Source organism: Streptomyces chrestomyceticus JCM 4735 (assembly GCF_003865135.1).
In the GTDB taxonomy this organism is placed as follows: Bacteria; Actinomycetota; Actinomycetes; order Streptomycetales; family Streptomycetaceae; genus Streptomyces; species Streptomyces chrestomyceticus.
The window spans coordinates 2,666,481-2,682,817 of sequence record NZ_BHZC01000001.1 but is presented as its reverse complement, the minus strand read 5'-3'; the positions used below and the strand labels follow the sequence as shown (position 1 = coordinate 2,682,817).

The window sequence follows — 16,337 nt, the reverse complement described above, 5'->3', positions numbered from 1 at the left end:
GACCGGCGGGGCGCGGACGGCGGCGGCGTGCTCCGGCGTACGGGTGACACGCGCGGGCCGGGACGGCGGACCACGCGCCCGGGGGTGCCGCACTCCACAGAAGCGAGGTGACCCTTCCCGCGAACCGATGCGCGAGGCATGGCAGTCTTAGACCTGCGTAAGGCCGAGGGTGCCCGGATCCGACCGGGTTCTTCCCGGCGCAGTGACGGACGAGAGTTCTGGCGAGGAGCGGGCACAGTGCAGCGCTGGCGTGGCTTGGAGGACATCCCCGAGGGCTGGGGACGCAGCGTCGTCACCATCGGCTCCTACGACGGCGTGCACCGCGGGCACCAACTGATCATCGGGAAGACGGTGGCGCGCGCCCGGGAGCTGGGTGTACCGGCCGTGGTGGTCACCTTCGACCCGCACCCCAGCGAGGTCGTACGGCCCGGCACCCACCCGCCGCTGCTGGCGCCGCACGAGCGGCGCGCGGAGCTGATGGCGGGCCTCGGCGTGGACGCGGTGCTGATCCTGCCGTTCACCAAGGAGTTCTCGAAGCTGGCCCCGGCCGACTTCGTGGTCAAGGTCCTGGTCGACAAGCTGCACGCGCAGCTCGTCGTCGAGGGGCCGAACTTCCGCTTCGGACACAAGGCCGCAGGCACCGTCGAGACGCTCGCGGAGCTGGGCGGCACCTACGACTACGCGGTCGAGGTGGTCGACCTGTTCGAGCGCGGGACGGCGGGCGGCGGCGAGCCGTTCTCCTCGACGCTGACCCGGCGGCTGGTCGCCGAGGGCGACGTCGCGGGCGCGCGGGAGGTCCTGGGACGGCCGCACCGGGTCGAGGGCGAGGTGGTGCGCGGCGCCCAGCGCGGCCGGGAACTGGGCTTCCCGACGGCGAACGTGGAGACGCTGCCGCACACCGCCATCCCTGCCGACGGGGTGTACGCGGGCTGGCTGCACGCGGACGGCGAGAAGATGCCGGCGGCGATCTCGGTCGGCACCAACCCGCAGTTCGACGGCACCGCGCGGACCGTCGAGGCGCACGCCATCGACCGCGTCGGCCTGGAACTGTACGGCCTGCACGTCGCGGTGGACTTCTACGCGTACCTGCGCGGCATGGAGAAGTTCGAGACGCTCGACGGGCTGCTGGAGCGGATGGCGGTCGACGTGAAGGAGACGCGCGAGCTGATCGGGGCGGCCGAGGCCGAGGCAGAAGCCGGGAGCTGACGACGCTTCACGGCGGGCCCGCGCGGGCCCGGCGACAACGGGACAGGGCCCGGCACTCCTCCGAGTGCCGGGCCCTATCGTGTGCCGTGGTGCTGCTGCGTGCGCCGTGGTGCTACTGCGGCGGGGGCTGCTGCGTCCATCCCGGCTGGAGACCGGGCTGGCCGGGCGCCTGCGGCGCGTCCGGGGGCTGCTGCCAGCCCTGGGGCGGCTGCCCCTGCTGCTGGGGCTGCTGCGTCCAGCCGCCCTGTTGCGGCGGGTACCCGGCGGGCTGCTGCCCCGGCGCCACCTGGCCCGGCTGCTGCGGGTACGCCTGCTGGCCGTACTGCTGATGCCCGTACTGCTGCTGGGCGTTCGGGTCGCCCGGCTGCATCTGCTGCTGGGCAGGGTCCGGCCAGGCGCCCTGCGCCTGCTGGGTCCGGGAGAAGTCCTCGGCCACCAGCGCGGACAGGTTGAAGTACGCCTCACGGGTCTTGGGCCGCATCATGTCCAGGTCGACCTCGGCGCCGGCGGCCAGATGCTCGTCGAACGGGACCACGACCACCCCGCGGCACCGCGTCTCGAAGTGCGACACGATGTCGTCGATTTTGATCATCTTGCCGGTCTCGCGGACCCCGGAGATCACCGTGATACCGCGCTGTACGAGGTCGGCGTAGCCGTGCGCGGACAGCCAGTCCAGCGTGGTGCTGGCGCTGGACGCACCGTCCACCGACGGTGTGGAGATGATGATGAGCTGGTCGGCGAGGTCCAGCACCCCGCGCATCGCGCTGTAGAGCAGGCCGGTGCCCGAGTCGGTGAGGATGATCGGGTACTGCTTGCCGAGCACGTCGATCGCGCGCCGGTAGTCGTCGTCGTTGAACGTGGTCGAGACGGCCGGATCCACGTCGTTGGCGAGGATCTCCAGACCCGACGGAGCCTGCGAGGTGAACCGGCGGATGTCCATGTAGCTGTGCAGTTGCGGAATCGCCTGCACCAGGTCACGGATGGTCGCACCGGTCTCGCGGCGCACCCGGCGGCCGAGCGTGCCGGCGTCCGGGTTCGCGTCGATCGCCAGGATCTTGTCCTGCCGCTCGGAGGCGAGCGTGGCGCCCAGCGCGGTCGTCGTCGTGGTCTTGCCGACGCCGCCCTTGAGGCTGATGACCGCGATCCGGTAGCAGGACATCACCGGCGTACGGATCAGCTCCAGCTTGCGCTGGCGCTCCTGCTCCTCCTTCTTCGCACCCAGCTTGAAGCGCGAGGGCTGCGCGTTGGCGCCCGGCTTCTTCTTCTTGGGCTGGTTGCGGAGCAGCCGGTCGGAGGTCAGCTCGACGGCGGCGCTGTAGCCCAGGGGCGCGCCGGGGGCGGCCCGCTGCTGTTGCTGCTGCTGGCCCGGCTGCGAGTACTGCGCGTAGTTGGCGGCGGCGTTCGGGTCGGCGCCCTGGACGGGGGTGGGGGCCTGCGGCTGGTGCGGGGCCTGCGGCTGTGCCTGCGGGGGCTGTTGGGCCTGCGGCGGGGCCTGCTGCTGGCCGTACCCGGGATACGGCTGCTGTTGCTGCTGCGCGGGCGCGGTCTGCTGCGGGTAGCCCTGGGCGGCCTGGGGGTAGCCGTAGCCACCCTGCTGCTGCGGATAGCCGTAAGCAACCTGCTGTTGTGCTTGCTGCTGCGCCTGCTGGGGGTACTGCTGCTGAGGCTGGGCCTGCTGCGGGTAGCCGTAACCACCCTGCGCCGCAGCGGTGTTGGGGTCGGCCGGCGCCTGCTGCGGCGTCGGGGCGCCCTGCTGGGGCTGCTGGTGCGGGTATCCGTAGGCGGGCTGTGGGTAGCCGTAAGCGGCCTGCTGCTGGGCCTGCTGAGGTGCCGGCTGCTGGGGATGGGCCTGCTGCGCCTGCTGGGGGTATTGCTGCGGGTAGCCGGACTGCTGCTGGTACGGCGGCTGCTGCGCGTACGGCTGCTGCTCGGGCTGGGCCTGGGGCTGCGCCTGCTGCTGGTACGGCTGTTGGGCCTGAGCTTGTGCCTGGGCCTGAGCCGTGCGCGGGTCCGCAGGCTGGTACTCAGGAGGCAGCGGCGGGAGGTTCGCAGGCGCACCTGCTTGCTGCCCGGCAGCGGCGCCCCAAGGCGCGCCCTGCGGGGGAGTGCCCTGCTGCTGCGGCATCTGCTGTGCCTGCTGCTGCATCTGCTGCGGTGCCGCCTGCTGCTGAGGCGGCAGCTCCTGCGGAGCCTGCTGCTGGAGCGGCAACTCCTGGGCGGCGCCCTGCTGCGGTGCTTCCTGCGGCACGTCCTGCTGCGGTGCTTCCTGCTGTCCGGCCTCCGGCTGCTGCTGCGTCTCCGGAGCGGGCTGCTGCACAGGCGGTTGCGGCGCGGCGACGGCCGCTTCGGCCTCCGGCGCGGGCGGTGCCAGGGGAGCGGGGGCCGGTGCCTCGGCCGCGGCGGGAGCGTCGGACCCGTCCGCTTCCTCGGTCCGCTGCTCGTCGGCGGCCGGTGCGGTCTCCACCGGGGCGGGCGCGGGGGCCGGTTCGGGCGCCGGGTCGTCGGCCCACAGGGAGGCCGACGGGTCGACACCACTTCCGGCGCGTACGGTCCCGGCCGCGGACGCCGCCGTCGCGTCGGACTCCGCGGCCTCGGCAGACGGTTCCGGCGCGGCCTCGGCGACGGGCGCGGGAGGCGCCACGGGAGCCGTCGGCTCCGGTGCGGGCGGCGGGGGCGTGACGGGACCCGGTGCGGGGGCGACGGGAGCCGGTGCGACCGGCGGCGCGGTGGGCGCGGGTGCCGGAGCGCCCGCGTTGGCAACGCCCGCGTCGGGACGGAGCGTCGGGAAGCCGGGAGGGGCGGCAGGTGGCATCGCATCGCCCTGCGGCGTGCTCTGGGCCGGGGCGGTCTGCGGACCGGCCTGGCCGGGGCCCGGCTGCGCGGGCCCGCTCAGCGGCGCGCCGGTGGGTGGCGTGGAGGGCGTGGCGGCGGGAGGTGTGGCCGGTGCGGCCGCGGCCGTACCGCCGCCGCTGGTGTCGTTGCTGGCGTACCAGGCCGGAGCCGCAAAATCGATCTTGAATTCACCCGTCAGATCGAACTCGGACTGGTCGTCGTCAGGATCGTTCCCGTCCGGACGGAAAGCCTCCTGCTCCCTCACTGTGCCTCCTGGTGTACTGCAACGCACCTGAACGGCAGGACCGGATACAGGCGGATCGATCGGATGTAGCGGACGTCGGACCACACCACCCCGGGTAGCGCCAACACTAACTGTCTCCATCCCCGTATCGGCAGCCGTCGGTGTGCTCCTGCGGCTCTCCAATACAGCCTAATCAACAGTCGGCCACGAACGGCAGTCGGCGGCGTCTCGTCTTGGCAACCCGGCGGCGCACCCGTGCGCGGGCCCGTGACCGCACGCGCGCGGGCCCGCGAACACCCCGCAAGAGGTACCCGCGAAGGCCCGCGCCGTACGCGTCGCGCCGTACGTACCCCTCCGTACGTACCGCTCCGTCAGTCCATGCGCCGCGCGCCGCCGAGCAGGTTCGTCTCCGCGTCGGTCGGCTGCGTCATCACGAACTGGTGGCTGTCGCGCGTGCACCAGAGCATCGCGTTGTCGCTGAGTGTCGGCAGCACGCCGCCGATCTGCGCCGGGAGCCGCATGATGCGCGTCACGACCTCGGCCTCCTCCGGCGACAGCCGCTGCAGGCAGACCAGGTCGGCGCGGGCCAGCAACTGCGGCGACCGCGGGCCGAGGAAGGGCAGCACGGTCAGTACGGACTGCCAGGGCCCGGGCGCGAGCTGGTTGCGCGGCGGCCGCGCTCCCATGTCCCGTACGACCAGGACCGGGCTGGAGACCGACGCGCCCTGCGGGGCGATCTGCCGTACGTCGTGGACCGAGACGCACTGCTGTCCGCCGCCCGCGGCCTGCGCCATCTGCGCCCAGGCCGGCGGCCGGGCGGTCTCGACCGCGACCCGCGCGCCGGTGGCGACCGTACGCAGCGACAGCACCTGCGCCAGCCACATGCTGCCCACCAGCACCACTTCGAGCGGGCTGGGCCGCAGCAGGTTCACCACGGCGGGCTGGTTCTGCGGGTCGATGCCGATGACGACACCGTCCTCGGCGACCGGCAGGGTCAGCGAGCCGAGCGACTCCGCGGGCAGGACGTGCGGGCTGCGCCGCGGGCCTTTCAGGCCGAAGCCCGGCTGCGGGCGCGGCCCGGCGGCCGCCGACTGCCGCTCGTCGGGCCGGGGCTCGTGCGAGAGCCGCCGCCCGCCGCCCGAGGGCGCGCCGCCGATGGGGGGATTGCGCCAGCCGTCGCTGCTCGGGGTGGCGCGGGGCTGGTAGGTGGGCGTCGCCATCAGCGGGTACCTCCGAGGGGGAGCGTGGCCAGGAGACCGGGGAGCTGCTCCCGGTCCAGCCGTACGAGTCCGACCTTCACGGAGCCGGAGCGGCGTTCCAACTCGCCCTGCGCGGCGGTCAGTTCGTTCTCGCTGCGGGTCGAGAGGCGGACGTAGCCGGAGATGGCGGGGGCCCGGCCGCTGCCGTGCGAGGCGGTCAGGGAGAAGGTGCTGGCCATGGCCGGGGTGCTGCTCAGCAGTTGGACGACGCCCGCGAGCGGGGTGCCGCCCTGGCCGAGCTGGGGCCAACGGCCGATCCAGTACGTGGTGTGCCAGCGGTCGTCGCAGCGCATCGCGCGGACCGTCTCCTGGGTACGGCGCGCGGCGCGGCCGTCCCGGCCCATCGCGCCGTTCGCGGCCCGCGGGCTGACGCACACCGCGGTGCCCACCGCGGCCACCACCTCGCGCTCGGCGAGCACCTTGGCCCGTACGCCGTGCGCGGAGAGGCGGCTGACGAGCTGGTCGGCGGCGCGCAGCAGCGAGCGCTTCGCGCCGTCGAGGCCGCCGCCGCGCGCCTCGATGGCCTCCGCGCACAGCTCCGGGTCCAGCTTCAGCGCGATCCAGGTGAGCTGCAGGGCGGGGGTCTTCGTCTGCGCCTGGAGCGGCGCGTAGGAGCGGGCGGCGACCGCCTGCTCGGGCAGGTGCGGGGCCGGGGCCGGCTGGGTGTACTGCACGAACTGCACCGATTCGAGGTGGATGTCCTCCACGTCCAGCGCGGTGTGCAGCACGTCCATCGGCAGCGACCGGCCGCCGCTCGCCGGGCGCAGCGGCTCGTCGCGGCCCTCCAACTGGACGAGGGCGGTCAGGAACGTACCGTCCCCGACAAAGCCGATCGCCCGCTGGTCGGAGTCGGTGTACTCGTACGTCCGCAGCGCCGGGTCGCACTCCACCAGCGGCGCGAAGGCCGGGTCGACGCCGCCGGAGCCCGCGGCCGAACCGCTCCGCTTGGCCCGGCGCTTCATCGCGCGCACCGTCGTGATCCACTCCGGCAGCGGAATGCGCCGGCGGCGGCCGAGGGCGAAGATGACGAGTACGGCCGCCAGTACCGCGGCGACCGTCAGGGCCACGGGGTGGATCGTCCATCCCACCAGCACCAGCGCCGCGGCGATTTCGATGATCGCGAGCTGTTGGACACGGACGCCGCCGATGCTTCCGGCCTGTGCGCGCAGCCGGGGTGCCACCGGTCCGGCCGGCCGGTCCGCTGTTCCGCGGTCTTGATTTCCTCCATTGCCCGGAGCTATACCGATTTGGCCCGCATTTCCCGCGTAATGCGGCGCAACGGAAGGCTGTTGCTGTTGCTGCCGCCCATTGCGGCGTCGAGCCCTGGTGGCGCTGGACATCCCCCGGCCTGCTCCTCTACTGGTGGTGTGGCTCCGAGCATTGTGCCTCTGAGCGGTATGTCTTCCCGGCCTCAGTACCGTCGTCGAGACTGGTGCGCCGGAAGGTGGCACCCGTACCGTACGGGTCGATCGACACACGGCATAGTAGAGGGCGCTGCGGCCCGAGTGCCGGGGGCGGTCCACGGTGGATCCGACAGGCGGGGAGAGAAAGCAACAATGGCATCACGTCGGGACGAGCTGAATGCGTATTCGTTCGCTCGAAAGCGGACGACTGCGGCATTTCTGAAGCCGCTGCCGAACGGCTCGATCGAGAGCGCGCCGCGGCCGCTCAAGGCGGTGCTCCCGAGCATCCTGCTCGGCCTGGTGGTGACCGTGGGCTTCGGCGCCTGCGGCATCCTCAAGCCGGTCGCCCCGAAGGGCTGGGACACGCCGGCGCAGAACGTCATCGTCGGCGACAAGTCCACCACCCGCTATGTCGTTCTGAACAGCAAGGGCGAAAACGGCAGCAATCAGAAACTTCTCCACCCGATCCTCAACCTGGCCTCCGCCAAACTCCTTCTCGACCCGAAGAAGTTTCAGGTCGTAAAGGTGAAGGAGGAGGAACTCGACGGAAAGATTCCGCACGGCCCGGCCATAGGAATCCCGTACGCCCCCGACCGGCTGCCCACCGAGAAGGAAGCCGGCACCCCCAAGGTCTGGGCGGTCTGCGACCGTCCGGGCAGCGGTGAGAACAGCAAGTCCCAGCAGGCCGTGTTCGTCCTCGGCGGCAAGGACAAGGCCAAGGTCCTCGACCACGGCAAGCTGGACCTGCACCAGGCGCTGTACGTCCAGGACCCGGACGGCCAGAAGTATTTGGTCGACGAGAACGGTGTGGCCTTCCCGTTCGACGCCCTCGCCGGCAAGGCGCCCTCCCCGGCCGTAAAGGAGCAGCAGGACGACAAGCTGCGCCAGGTCATCTTCGGTGACGCGCAGCCGCAGCAGGTGACCTCCGAATGGATGAACACCCTCATCAAGAGCCAGATGCCGCTCACCATGCCCCGCGTGGAGAAGGCGGGCACCCGGGCCGCCGTCGAGGGCGTACCGAGCAACTACAGCGTCATCGGCAACGTCCTGCAGGCCGGTGACAGCCAGAAGTACGTGGTGACCGCCGACGGCCTGGAGAAGGTGACGAACTTCCAGGCCAAGCTGCTGCTGGAGGGGCCGAACGCGACCGCCGTCAAGAAGGGCGGCGAGAAGATGGACGTCATCAAGGTGTCCACCGACAGCATCACCCCCAAGCGTGACGACAAGGACCAGGTCGTCCAGTTCATGTCCGACTTCCCCGGCACGGCCCTGTGGCCCTCCGAGGCCGTCACCATGGCCAACGCCGCCGCGACGCGGCGCAGCTCCGGCATCGGCGACTCGGGCAAGGGCCCCGACGTGGCCTGCAGCGTCTACCACGGCACCAGCACGGAGTACGCGAACGGCGCGGGCAAGGCGCTCGGCTTCAGCGGCGCCGTGCCCAAGATGACCACCTGGGTCGGCAAGGACTACCCGGCCGCCATCGCCTCCGGCTCGGCCTCGTACGTGACGCCCGGCAGCGGCCTGCTGTACCAGCAGGTGACGGGGAATGCCAAGGAGGGCACGCTCTTCCTGGTGACCGACACCGGTCTGCGCTATTCGGTGCCGCGCAGCAACGACAGTGCCACCAAGGCGGGCAATGCGGAGAAGGCGCGCGATCAGGCGCAGATCCACCTCGGATACGAGAGTGTGCGCCCGCCGACGGTCGACAAGGCGTGGTCGCAGCTCCTGTCGGAAGGGCCGCAGTTGGATGTCGAGAGCGCCAAGAAGCCGCAGAGCTCCTGACCTCCGGACCCGCACTGTTCCTTCACATCCGAAGGAGCCGCTTCACCTGTCCGCTTGACCGAAACAAAGGCATCTGTCCGTTTCCATCGAAATGGCATTCGCGGGCGGCCAGTTGCCTTTGTTGTGATCCCGTCACAACCGCCCACCCGCTGTTGGGAACAGGAGTATGGAGTGGTTAAAGTGGCGGAAGGCGTCAACAGAAGATGCCGACCGGGGGCCCGCTTCACGTCAGTCCCCCGGCACGACGTACGAGTCTCATGGGGGACGTTGACTTATGGCTGGTCAGCAGTTCACAACCACTGAGGAGGAGATGGTCGCATTCAGCGGCCGTATCTCCTCCGTCAACCAGTCGATCCAGGGTGAGATCACTCGCCTGAACGGGGTCGTCGAGGGCATCACGTCCGGGTGGAAGGGCGCTGCCGCCACCTCGTACCACCAGCTCCAGACCCAGGTGAATGATGACGCCAAGCGCCTGAACCAGCTGCTGAACGAGATCAAGGAAGCGATCGACTCGACCACGAAGAACTACGTGGCCTCGGAAGAGGAGCAGCAGCAGACGATGTCCCACGTCTCCGCGCAGGCTTCGCCCTTCGGATGACGGGACCGCGCCGCCCACCGCGGCGCGCCCACTTCGCCGCAGCACGCACCGGCCCACCGCCCCGGCGGACCGTGGGCCGGCCGGCCTGCTGCGGCATGTGAATCGATCTCAGCTCAACTCCCCGAGGAGACTTCATGTCCGGCCAGATCCTCGTCAATTTCGCGACGATCTCCCAGGCCGCCTCCGACGTGCGCGGAACGGCCAACAACATCCGTACCCAGCTCGACGACCTCGAGTCGGGTGTCAAGAAGATCGCCGCAAGCTGGGAAGGTGCCGCGCAGGAGGGCTACCAGGCCCGCCAGCGCGAGTGGGACCAGCGCGCCGCTTCCCTGCACTCGACCTTGGAAGCCATCGCCAAGGCCCTGGACCAGGCCGCTCAGAACTACCAGAGCACCGAGTCCAAGAACGCCAGCATCTGGGGCGGCTGACCGGCACCGTCCACCGACGGGAACGGTCACGGCACAACGGCTGAGCAGCCACGAAGGCTCGCACAGTAGTGAATGAGGGCGGGCGCGCTGCACCAGTGCGCCCGCCCTCACGCAGTCCACCCCCCCCGATTCCTCCCCCTCACCTTCACCGAATCCGCCACACACGGAGAGCAGACACCTCGTGGGATCTCGCGCCAATGGTCACCGAGCCGGGCACCGCCGACGCGCGGCGGTAGCACTGGCCGGTGCGGCCTCGGCCGTCGCACTGTCCTGCGCGACGGCAGCGCCGGCGCTCGCGGACCCGAACGTGCCCCTGAACAGTGGCCAGTGCACGTTCGGCACCGACGACATCAAAGAGACCCCGTGGTCGCTGCAGCGCCTGCTCACCCGGCAGATGTGGGCGTACGGAGAAGGCCAGGGCGTCAAGGTCGCCGTCATCGACACCGGCGTCGACTCCGGCAACGAACAGTTGCGCGGCGCGATCACCGGCGGCAAGAGCTACGTCGAGAAGGGCAAGCCCACCGAGGACCAGGTCGGCCACGGCACCAAGGTCGCGGGCATCATCGCCGCCCGCCCGAAGGCCGGCTCCGGCTTCTACGGCCTGGCCCCCAAGGCGCAGATCATCCCCTTCCAGCAGACGGACAAGGAAAAGGGCGGTACGGCCGCCAGCCTGGCCAAGGCGATAGACGACGCGGTCGCCGCGAACGCCGACATCATCAACATCTCCCAGGGCACCAACGCGAACCCGGCTCTCCTGAGCGGCCTGCGCGCCGCGGTCACCCGGGCCGAGGCCAAGGGCGTCCTGATCGTCGCCTCCGCGGGCAACGGCGGCGCGAGCGGCGCCGAGCAGAGCATGTACCCCGCCGCCTTCGAGAACTCCAACGTCCTGGCCGTCGGCGCCTCCGACCGCAACAACGAACGCGCCCCCTTCTCCCAGGCCGGCTCCTTCGTCGACATCGCCGCCCCCGGCGTGGACATGGTCTCCACCGTCCCCAACGGCGGCAACTGCGTCGACCAGGGCACCAGCTTCGCCGCCCCGTACGCCGCCGGCGTCGCGGCCCTCCTGATCGGCCGCAACAACGCCGAACACCAGAAGTGGCAGCCGCGCGAGATCATCTGGCACCTGGAGAAGACCGCCGAACGCGTCCGCAAGAACCGCGACCACAACATCGGCTGGGGCGTCGTCGACCCCGTGGCGGCCCTCAACGACAAGACCAAGCCGACCGGCGAACCCAAGCCGGACACGGACTCCGGCCGCGCCGACAACGGCGCCGACATCCAGGCGGCCGCCCTGACCATCGGCGAATCCACCGAGGAACGCCAAGCCCGCATCGCCATCTACATCATCGGCGGCGGCGCACTGGCCGTCGCCACGGTCGTCGGCACCTCGATCGCCCTGCGCGACTGGCGCCGCAAGAACACCTTGAACACACGGGGAGGACATTAATGGGCAGCAGCGACGAGTACTACGTCGATCTCGAAGCGCTGGACACCGTCGGGCGCAAGCTCAACGGGGTGCTCAGGAGCATGACGGAGGCCAAGAGCAAGGCGGGGCACAGTACGTTCCTGCCGGCCGGGACACTGGGTACCGGTTTCCGGGAGGAGGAGGAACTCCGGCGGGCGCATGACGAAATGAAGGCGTTCATGGACGAGGAGATTCTCAAGAGGCTCGCCGACCTCGTCGACGATCTGAGCAAGAAGACAGCCAAGACGAAGGACGCGTATCACGACCGTGAGTACGACGTTCACAATGCGCTGAACCCCGGGGGTAAGTGACCATGTCGGCGAGCAATGGCGGAGTCACCACCGACAAGGGGTGTTTCTACGCGAAGCACGAGACCAAGTTCTACGAGCGCGACATGGACGAACTCAAGGCCATGGTGGCGCACGCCGATCCCGGCAAGGTCAAAGAGGTCGCCGTCAACTGGAAGTGGATCCACGACACCCTCGTGGGTGCAGACGGGCGCGGCGGCCTGCGGAAGGAGTTCGACGACGCCGTCAAGGAAGTCCTCGAACACTGGGGCGGTCAGGCCGCCGAGGGATTCCGGCAGCGCGCGAACACGATCAGCCAGAACATCGGCAACGCGGCCCCGTACGCGTCCAACATGCACCACGTCATGGATGGCGTCGGACACACGCTGGACGAGTACAAGAAGAAGATCGACGCGATGGAGAAGCCCTCCAGCACGGAGAGCAATCTCGACGCCGTGGGCAACTACGCACTCAAAGCGGTGACCTTCGGTTCGAAGGGTGGACGCGACGACTCGAAGGCGATCCACGAACTTCAGCAGGGCAAGGACACCACGGACGTCCTCAACGGCAACTCGGGAGAGCTGTCGGAGGGCAAGGAGCGTCAGCTTCAGACGGCCGTCATGATGGAGTATCTCGGGTCTGCGTACCGGTCCAACGCTGCGGCCATCGGAAAGCCGCAGCGTGGCGGTGTCGGCGAGAACGACGTGCCGAGGCAGAACGACACGCCTCCACCGCCTCCTTTCGTCCCCCTTCCGGACGGTGTCGTCAACCGCCCCAAGCCGTCCGCCCCGAAGGGATCCGTTCCTTCCCCGAAGGGGCCGGGATACACCTCCCCCGGTGATCTGGAAGCTCCGCGTCAGCGAGGCATCTCCGGTGGTGTCGGCACCACGACTCCGCCCAAGACGTCGACTCTTCCCCATGTGGGGACCGGCCTCAACAGCCTCCCCGGCGGCGGCTCCGGCGGTGGAGGACTCACCGGCGGGGGTGGCGGCGGCCTCGCCGGTGGTGGGGGCCTGAGCGGCGTCGGCGGAGGCGGCGGTCATGTGAGCGGCGGCGGCTCCGGAGCGACGGGCATTCCGGGTGGCGGCATGCCCGGTGGCACGATGACCGGCCGGTCGGGTACGGGCGGCGGCGGAGCCGCCGGTGCCGGCTCCCGCAGCGGACGTGCCGGCGCACCGGGCATGGGAGGCGCGGCCGGCGCGGGTGGCGGAGCCAAGGGCGCCGCAGCCGGACGCGGAGGGGCGCTGGCCCGGCAGAAGGGCGGCGTCGTCGGCGGTACCGGTGGCAAGACCGGCACCGGCGGCCAGGGCGGCTCGGGCCTGCACCGTAGCCGTGGCGGTACGCAGTCCGGCACCGGCGGCGGCCGTCGCCCGGCGGGCATGGCCGGAATGCCGGGCGCACACGGCGGCAAGGGCAAGGAGAAGGGCCCGAACGGCGAGCGTCCCGACTACCTCGTGGAAGACGAGGAGACCTGGACGCCGGAGCGTAATGTGGCGCCGAAGGTCATCGAGTAAGGCCGATCTGGCCCAGTAGTAGCCGGCGGAACCGAGACGGGGCCCGCAGTCCTAGGGCTGTGGGCCCCGTCCTGCAGAGGAGAGGTGTACGGCATGAGCTTCACGCGAACGCTGCGTGCGGTGAGCGGCGCGGCGGTGGTGGGAGCGCTGCTCTTCGGCACCGCGCCGGTTGCTGCGGCAGACCAGGTCAGAGACGATCAGTGGGCACTCAGCTATCTGAGCGCGAGCAAGGCGTGGTCACAGTCCACCGGAAAAGGCGTCACCGTCGCCGTCATCGACAACGGCGTGAACGGGAGCCACCCGGACCTGACAGGCAACGTGCTCCCTGGCAAGAATTTTTCCAGTGGGGACCCGGCTGACCGCGAAACCCGGAACAACCACGGCACGGGTATGGCCTCAGTCATCGCTGGCCACGGGCACGGGAGTGGCGGCAGCCAAGGAGTCAAAGGCCTGGCCCCTGATGCGAAGATCCTGCCCATCAAGACCTGGGACTCGGACGGCAATACCCTTTCCAACAGCATGGCTGAACCGTTGCGGTATGCGGTAGACCAGGGCGCCAAAGTGGTGAACATGTCGTTCGCCGGTGTGGGATCGCTCCGGGACGACGAGAAGCAGGCAGTCGCTTACGCGGCCTCCAAGGATGTCCTGCTGATTGCGGGTTCGGGTAACAGCGGGTCGAGCTACAGCTACTACCCGGCGGCAGAGCCGGGCGTGCTGGCTGTCGGGGCGGTGAATCAGGAAGGGAAGGTGTGGGAGAACTCGAACCACGGACCGCACCTTCTTCTGAGTGCTCCAGGTAAAGGCATTCGTTCGGCGGCTGCCAGCCAGCCGTATCAGTACACCCGTGGAACGTCTGACGCGACCGCATACGTGTCCGGCGCCGCAGCGCTCATCCGGTCGAAGTTCCCGGACCTGACCGCAGGACAGGTGGCGAATCGGCTCATCAAGACCGCGAAGTTCCCGTCGGCGGCTTCAGGAACGGCCCCGGACGCGTACTACGGGTACGGGATCATCCGTCCGTACGAAGCCCTCACCAAAGACATCCCCGCCGGACCGAAGAACGGCCCGCTCAAGGCCCCCACAGCCCAGGGGCAGGAGCAGCCTTCCAACGGAGGTGCGGACCAGGACCGCTGGAAGGAAGAAGAAGACAACAGCAACACCAAGGCAGCCATTGGTATTGCGGCCTTCTCGCTCATTGTCCTGGCGATCATCACCACGATCGTCGTCTTGGTGAAGAAGCGGAAGAAGAAGCGTAACGGCCCGCCCCCCGGTGGCGGTTACGGCGGCCCCGGCGGGCCGGGCTACTACCCGCCGCAGCAGCCTGGCCCCTACCAGCAGCCGGGTCCTTACCAGCAGGCTGGCCCCTATCAGCAGTCCGGCGCTCCCGGCGGCTATCCGCCGCCGGCGCCGCCCAACCAGCCTCCGGGCCAGTAGTAGACATGTGAGCTTGGGCAGGCTCCGTCGCCGGATTCTTCTTCGCGGGAGCCTTTCCCCACGGGTCCCACAGTCCTCGGGCTGTGGGACCCGTCTTGTTTCAGGAGAGGTGTACGGCATGAGCTTCACGCGGACGTTGCGTGCGGTGAGCGGCGCGGTCTTGGCGGGAGCGCTGGTTCTCGGCACCGCGTCGGCCGCTTCGGCGGATTACATCAGGGACGGGCAGTGGGCGCTCGGTGCGTTCGGCGCGGACGATATTCGCCGGCATTCCACGGGTAAGAATGTGATCGTGGCGGTCATAGACAGTGGAGTCGATGCAGCCCATCCCGACCTGAAGGGAAACGTCCTCCCAGGGAAGAGCTTCGCTCGTGCGGGCGGGAGAGCAGATCACCCGACAGAGGATGCCCACGGCACCGCGATGGCCGCGATGATCGCCGGCCATGGGCACGGCGCCAACGGCTCTGCCGGAATCATGGGTCTGGCGCCGGACGCGAAGATACTTCCGGTCATGACGGACAGTACGGAGACCGCCGTGACGTCCTCCGGCTTCGCGGAGCCGCTCCGGTATGCGGTCGACCAAGGGGCCAAGGTCGTCAACATGTCGTTCGGTTCGGGCGCCATCGACCTCGACGAGAAGAAGGCCATCAGCTACGCCCTCGCAAAGGACGTACTGCTCGTGGCCGCCACCGGAAATGCCGGAACCTCCGCACCTCAGTATCCCGCGGCCGCACCCGGCGTGCTGGCTGTCGGCGCGGTGGCCAAGGACGGGCAGGTGTGGCGCAACTCGAACTACGGTGAGCACGTCCGGCTTCTGGCTCCAGGACAGGGCATCTACTCGGCCGGTCTCGGCGGGAAGTACCGGCAGTCGGACGGTACGTCTGATTCCGCCGCCTACGTGTCCGCGGCGGCAGCGCTTGTCCGTTCCAAGTTTCCGGACCTTACTGCCGGCCAGGTCGCCAATCGTCTGACGAAAACCGCGATCACCCCCGACGGCAAGTCGGACATCAGCACGCCAAGCCCCAAGTACGGCTACGGCATCGTCCGCCCTTTCCGTGCGCTCACCCAGGACATTCCGGCCGGTTCCAAGTACGGGCCGCTCAAGGCTCCGGAAGTTGCTGATGTGATGGGCGGAGGGAATAGCGGTAGCGATACCGGGGACAGTGGTGTGCAGAAGGCGGCTGGTAGTAGCGGGATCGGTATTCCTCCGATCGTCATCATCGGGGTGGTGCTGGTTCTGTTCGTGGCGGCTCTGGTGGTCGTCATTGTCGTGGTGCGGCGCAAGAAGAACAACGGTGGTCCGCCGCCCGGTGGTCTCGGTGGGCCCGGTGGTTTTGGAGGGCCCGGAGGTCACGCCGGCTTTCCGCCGCCGCAGCAGGTCGGGCCGTATCAGCAGCAGCCGAATCCGTATGGGCAGCAGCCCAACCCATACGGGTCCTACGGTTCCTACACGTCGCCTCCGCCTGCCCAGCCGCCGGGGCAGTAGTCGCGTCGCGTCACTGGGAGAGGGGCCCGCAGCACGTTGCGGGTCCCTCTTCGCGTACGGGGGAGGGGGAGGCAGCAGGGGCGTCAGCGGCGTGCACGTTGTTCGCCCGGATGAGTGGTGATTGATGTTGGTGTGGGTGTGCGCTGTTTGTTTCGGTTGTTGGTCGGGGTGCGGCTGCTTGTTGAGGGTGGGTGTGCGGCGATGACTGTTTGGCGGTGCGGGGGTGGGTGGGTGGTGTCGTGCGGGAGGGGCTTGGGTGTGGCTCGGTAAAGGTTTCTTCGGATTGTCTGAGCGGTGGGGTGTGGCGAGTGGGGGCTGAGGGTGCGACTGAGGTGGGGCAGCGGCGCTCGGCGGGTGGCTGTTTGCCGGTCTTGCGGTGGGGTGGAAGGCTCGCGGCACTTC

The 16,337-nt window shown here is 69.7% G+C and carries 12 protein-coding genes; 9 read left to right on the top strand and 3 right to left on the bottom strand.

Translation table 11 applies throughout. The features are described from left to right. Nucleotides 1-237 precede the first annotated feature (237 nt). Nucleotides 238-1,206: a bifunctional riboflavin kinase/FAD synthetase gene (locus EJG53_RS10900; protein WP_125044687.1), complete on the top strand. Its 969-nt coding sequence runs from the start codon at nt 238-240 to the stop codon at nt 1,204-1,206. 112 nt (nt 1,207-1,318) lie between these two features. Here the strand turns inward: EJG53_RS10900 and EJG53_RS10895 are convergent, their stop codons facing one another. The 3 genes from EJG53_RS10895 to eccE all read right to left on the bottom strand — a co-directional run bounded on the left by EJG53_RS10895 (nt 1,319) and on the right by eccE (nt 6,722). Next, the gene (locus EJG53_RS10895) at nt 1,319-4,303 is read right to left on the bottom strand and encodes an SCO5717 family growth-regulating ATPase (protein ID WP_125044686.1); all 2,985 of its coding nucleotides are present in this window, start codon (nt 4,301-4,303) and stop codon (nt 1,319-1,321) included. A gap of 350 nt (nt 4,304-4,653) precedes the next feature. Further along, nucleotides 4,654-5,502 (bottom strand): hypothetical protein, encoded by an 849-nt coding sequence (locus EJG53_RS10890; protein ID WP_125044685.1) that lies wholly within the window; start codon nt 5,500-5,502, stop codon nt 4,654-4,656. After that, nucleotides 5,502-6,722: a type VII secretion protein EccE gene (eccE, locus tag EJG53_RS10885; protein WP_125044684.1), complete on the bottom strand. Its 1,221-nt coding sequence runs from the start codon at nt 6,720-6,722 to the stop codon at nt 5,502-5,504. Before eccE ends, EJG53_RS10890 begins: the two co-directional genes overlap by 1 nt. 375 nt (nt 6,723-7,097) lie before the next feature. On the opposite strand from eccE, the gene EJG53_RS10880 reads away from it, so the two are divergent. The 8 genes from EJG53_RS10880 (at nt 7,098) to EJG53_RS10845 (ending at nt 15,935) form a co-directional block, all read left to right on the top strand. Beyond that, entirely contained in the window at nt 7,098-8,726 is a 1,629-nt protein-coding gene (locus EJG53_RS10880) for a type VII secretion protein EccB (protein WP_125044683.1), read from the top strand. A gap of 274 nt (nt 8,727-9,000) precedes the next feature. Then, nucleotides 9,001-9,324 (top strand): WXG100 family type VII secretion target, encoded by a 324-nt coding sequence (locus EJG53_RS10875; RefSeq protein ID WP_031009535.1) that lies wholly within the window; start codon nt 9,001-9,003, stop codon nt 9,322-9,324. Nucleotides 9,325-9,458: 134 nt separating this feature from the next. After that, the gene (locus tag EJG53_RS10870; protein WP_030024340.1) at nt 9,459-9,752 is read left to right on the top strand and encodes a WXG100 family type VII secretion target; all 294 of its coding nucleotides are present in this window, start codon (nt 9,459-9,461) and stop codon (nt 9,750-9,752) included. 307 nt (nt 9,753-10,059) lie between these two features. After that, the gene (gene mycP / locus EJG53_RS10865) at nt 10,060-11,199 is read left to right on the top strand and encodes a type VII secretion-associated serine protease mycosin (protein WP_244955099.1); all 1,140 of its coding nucleotides are present in this window, start codon (nt 10,060-10,062) and stop codon (nt 11,197-11,199) included. Beyond that, on the top strand, nt 11,199-11,528 hold the full coding sequence (locus EJG53_RS10860) for a hypothetical protein (RefSeq protein WP_125044681.1): 330 nt from the start codon (nt 11,199-11,201) through the stop codon (nt 11,526-11,528). Before mycP (EJG53_RS10865) ends, EJG53_RS10860 begins: the two co-directional genes overlap by 1 nt. A 2-nt stretch (nt 11,529-11,530) precedes the next feature. After that, nucleotides 11,531-13,018, top strand: coding sequence for a hypothetical protein (locus EJG53_RS43305; RefSeq protein ID WP_167514992.1), 1,488 nt, complete (start codon nt 11,531-11,533; stop codon nt 13,016-13,018). 93 nt (nt 13,019-13,111) lie between these two features. Next, a complete protein-coding gene (gene mycP, locus EJG53_RS10850; RefSeq protein WP_125044680.1) occupies nt 13,112-14,452 on the top strand; it encodes a type VII secretion-associated serine protease mycosin in 1,341 nt (446 codons plus the stop codon). A gap of 118 nt (nt 14,453-14,570) precedes the next feature. Then, on the top strand, nt 14,571-15,935 hold the full coding sequence (locus EJG53_RS10845) for a S8 family serine peptidase (protein WP_125044679.1): 1,365 nt from the start codon (nt 14,571-14,573) through the stop codon (nt 15,933-15,935). The last annotated feature ends 402 nt before the right edge of the window (nt 15,936-16,337 follow it).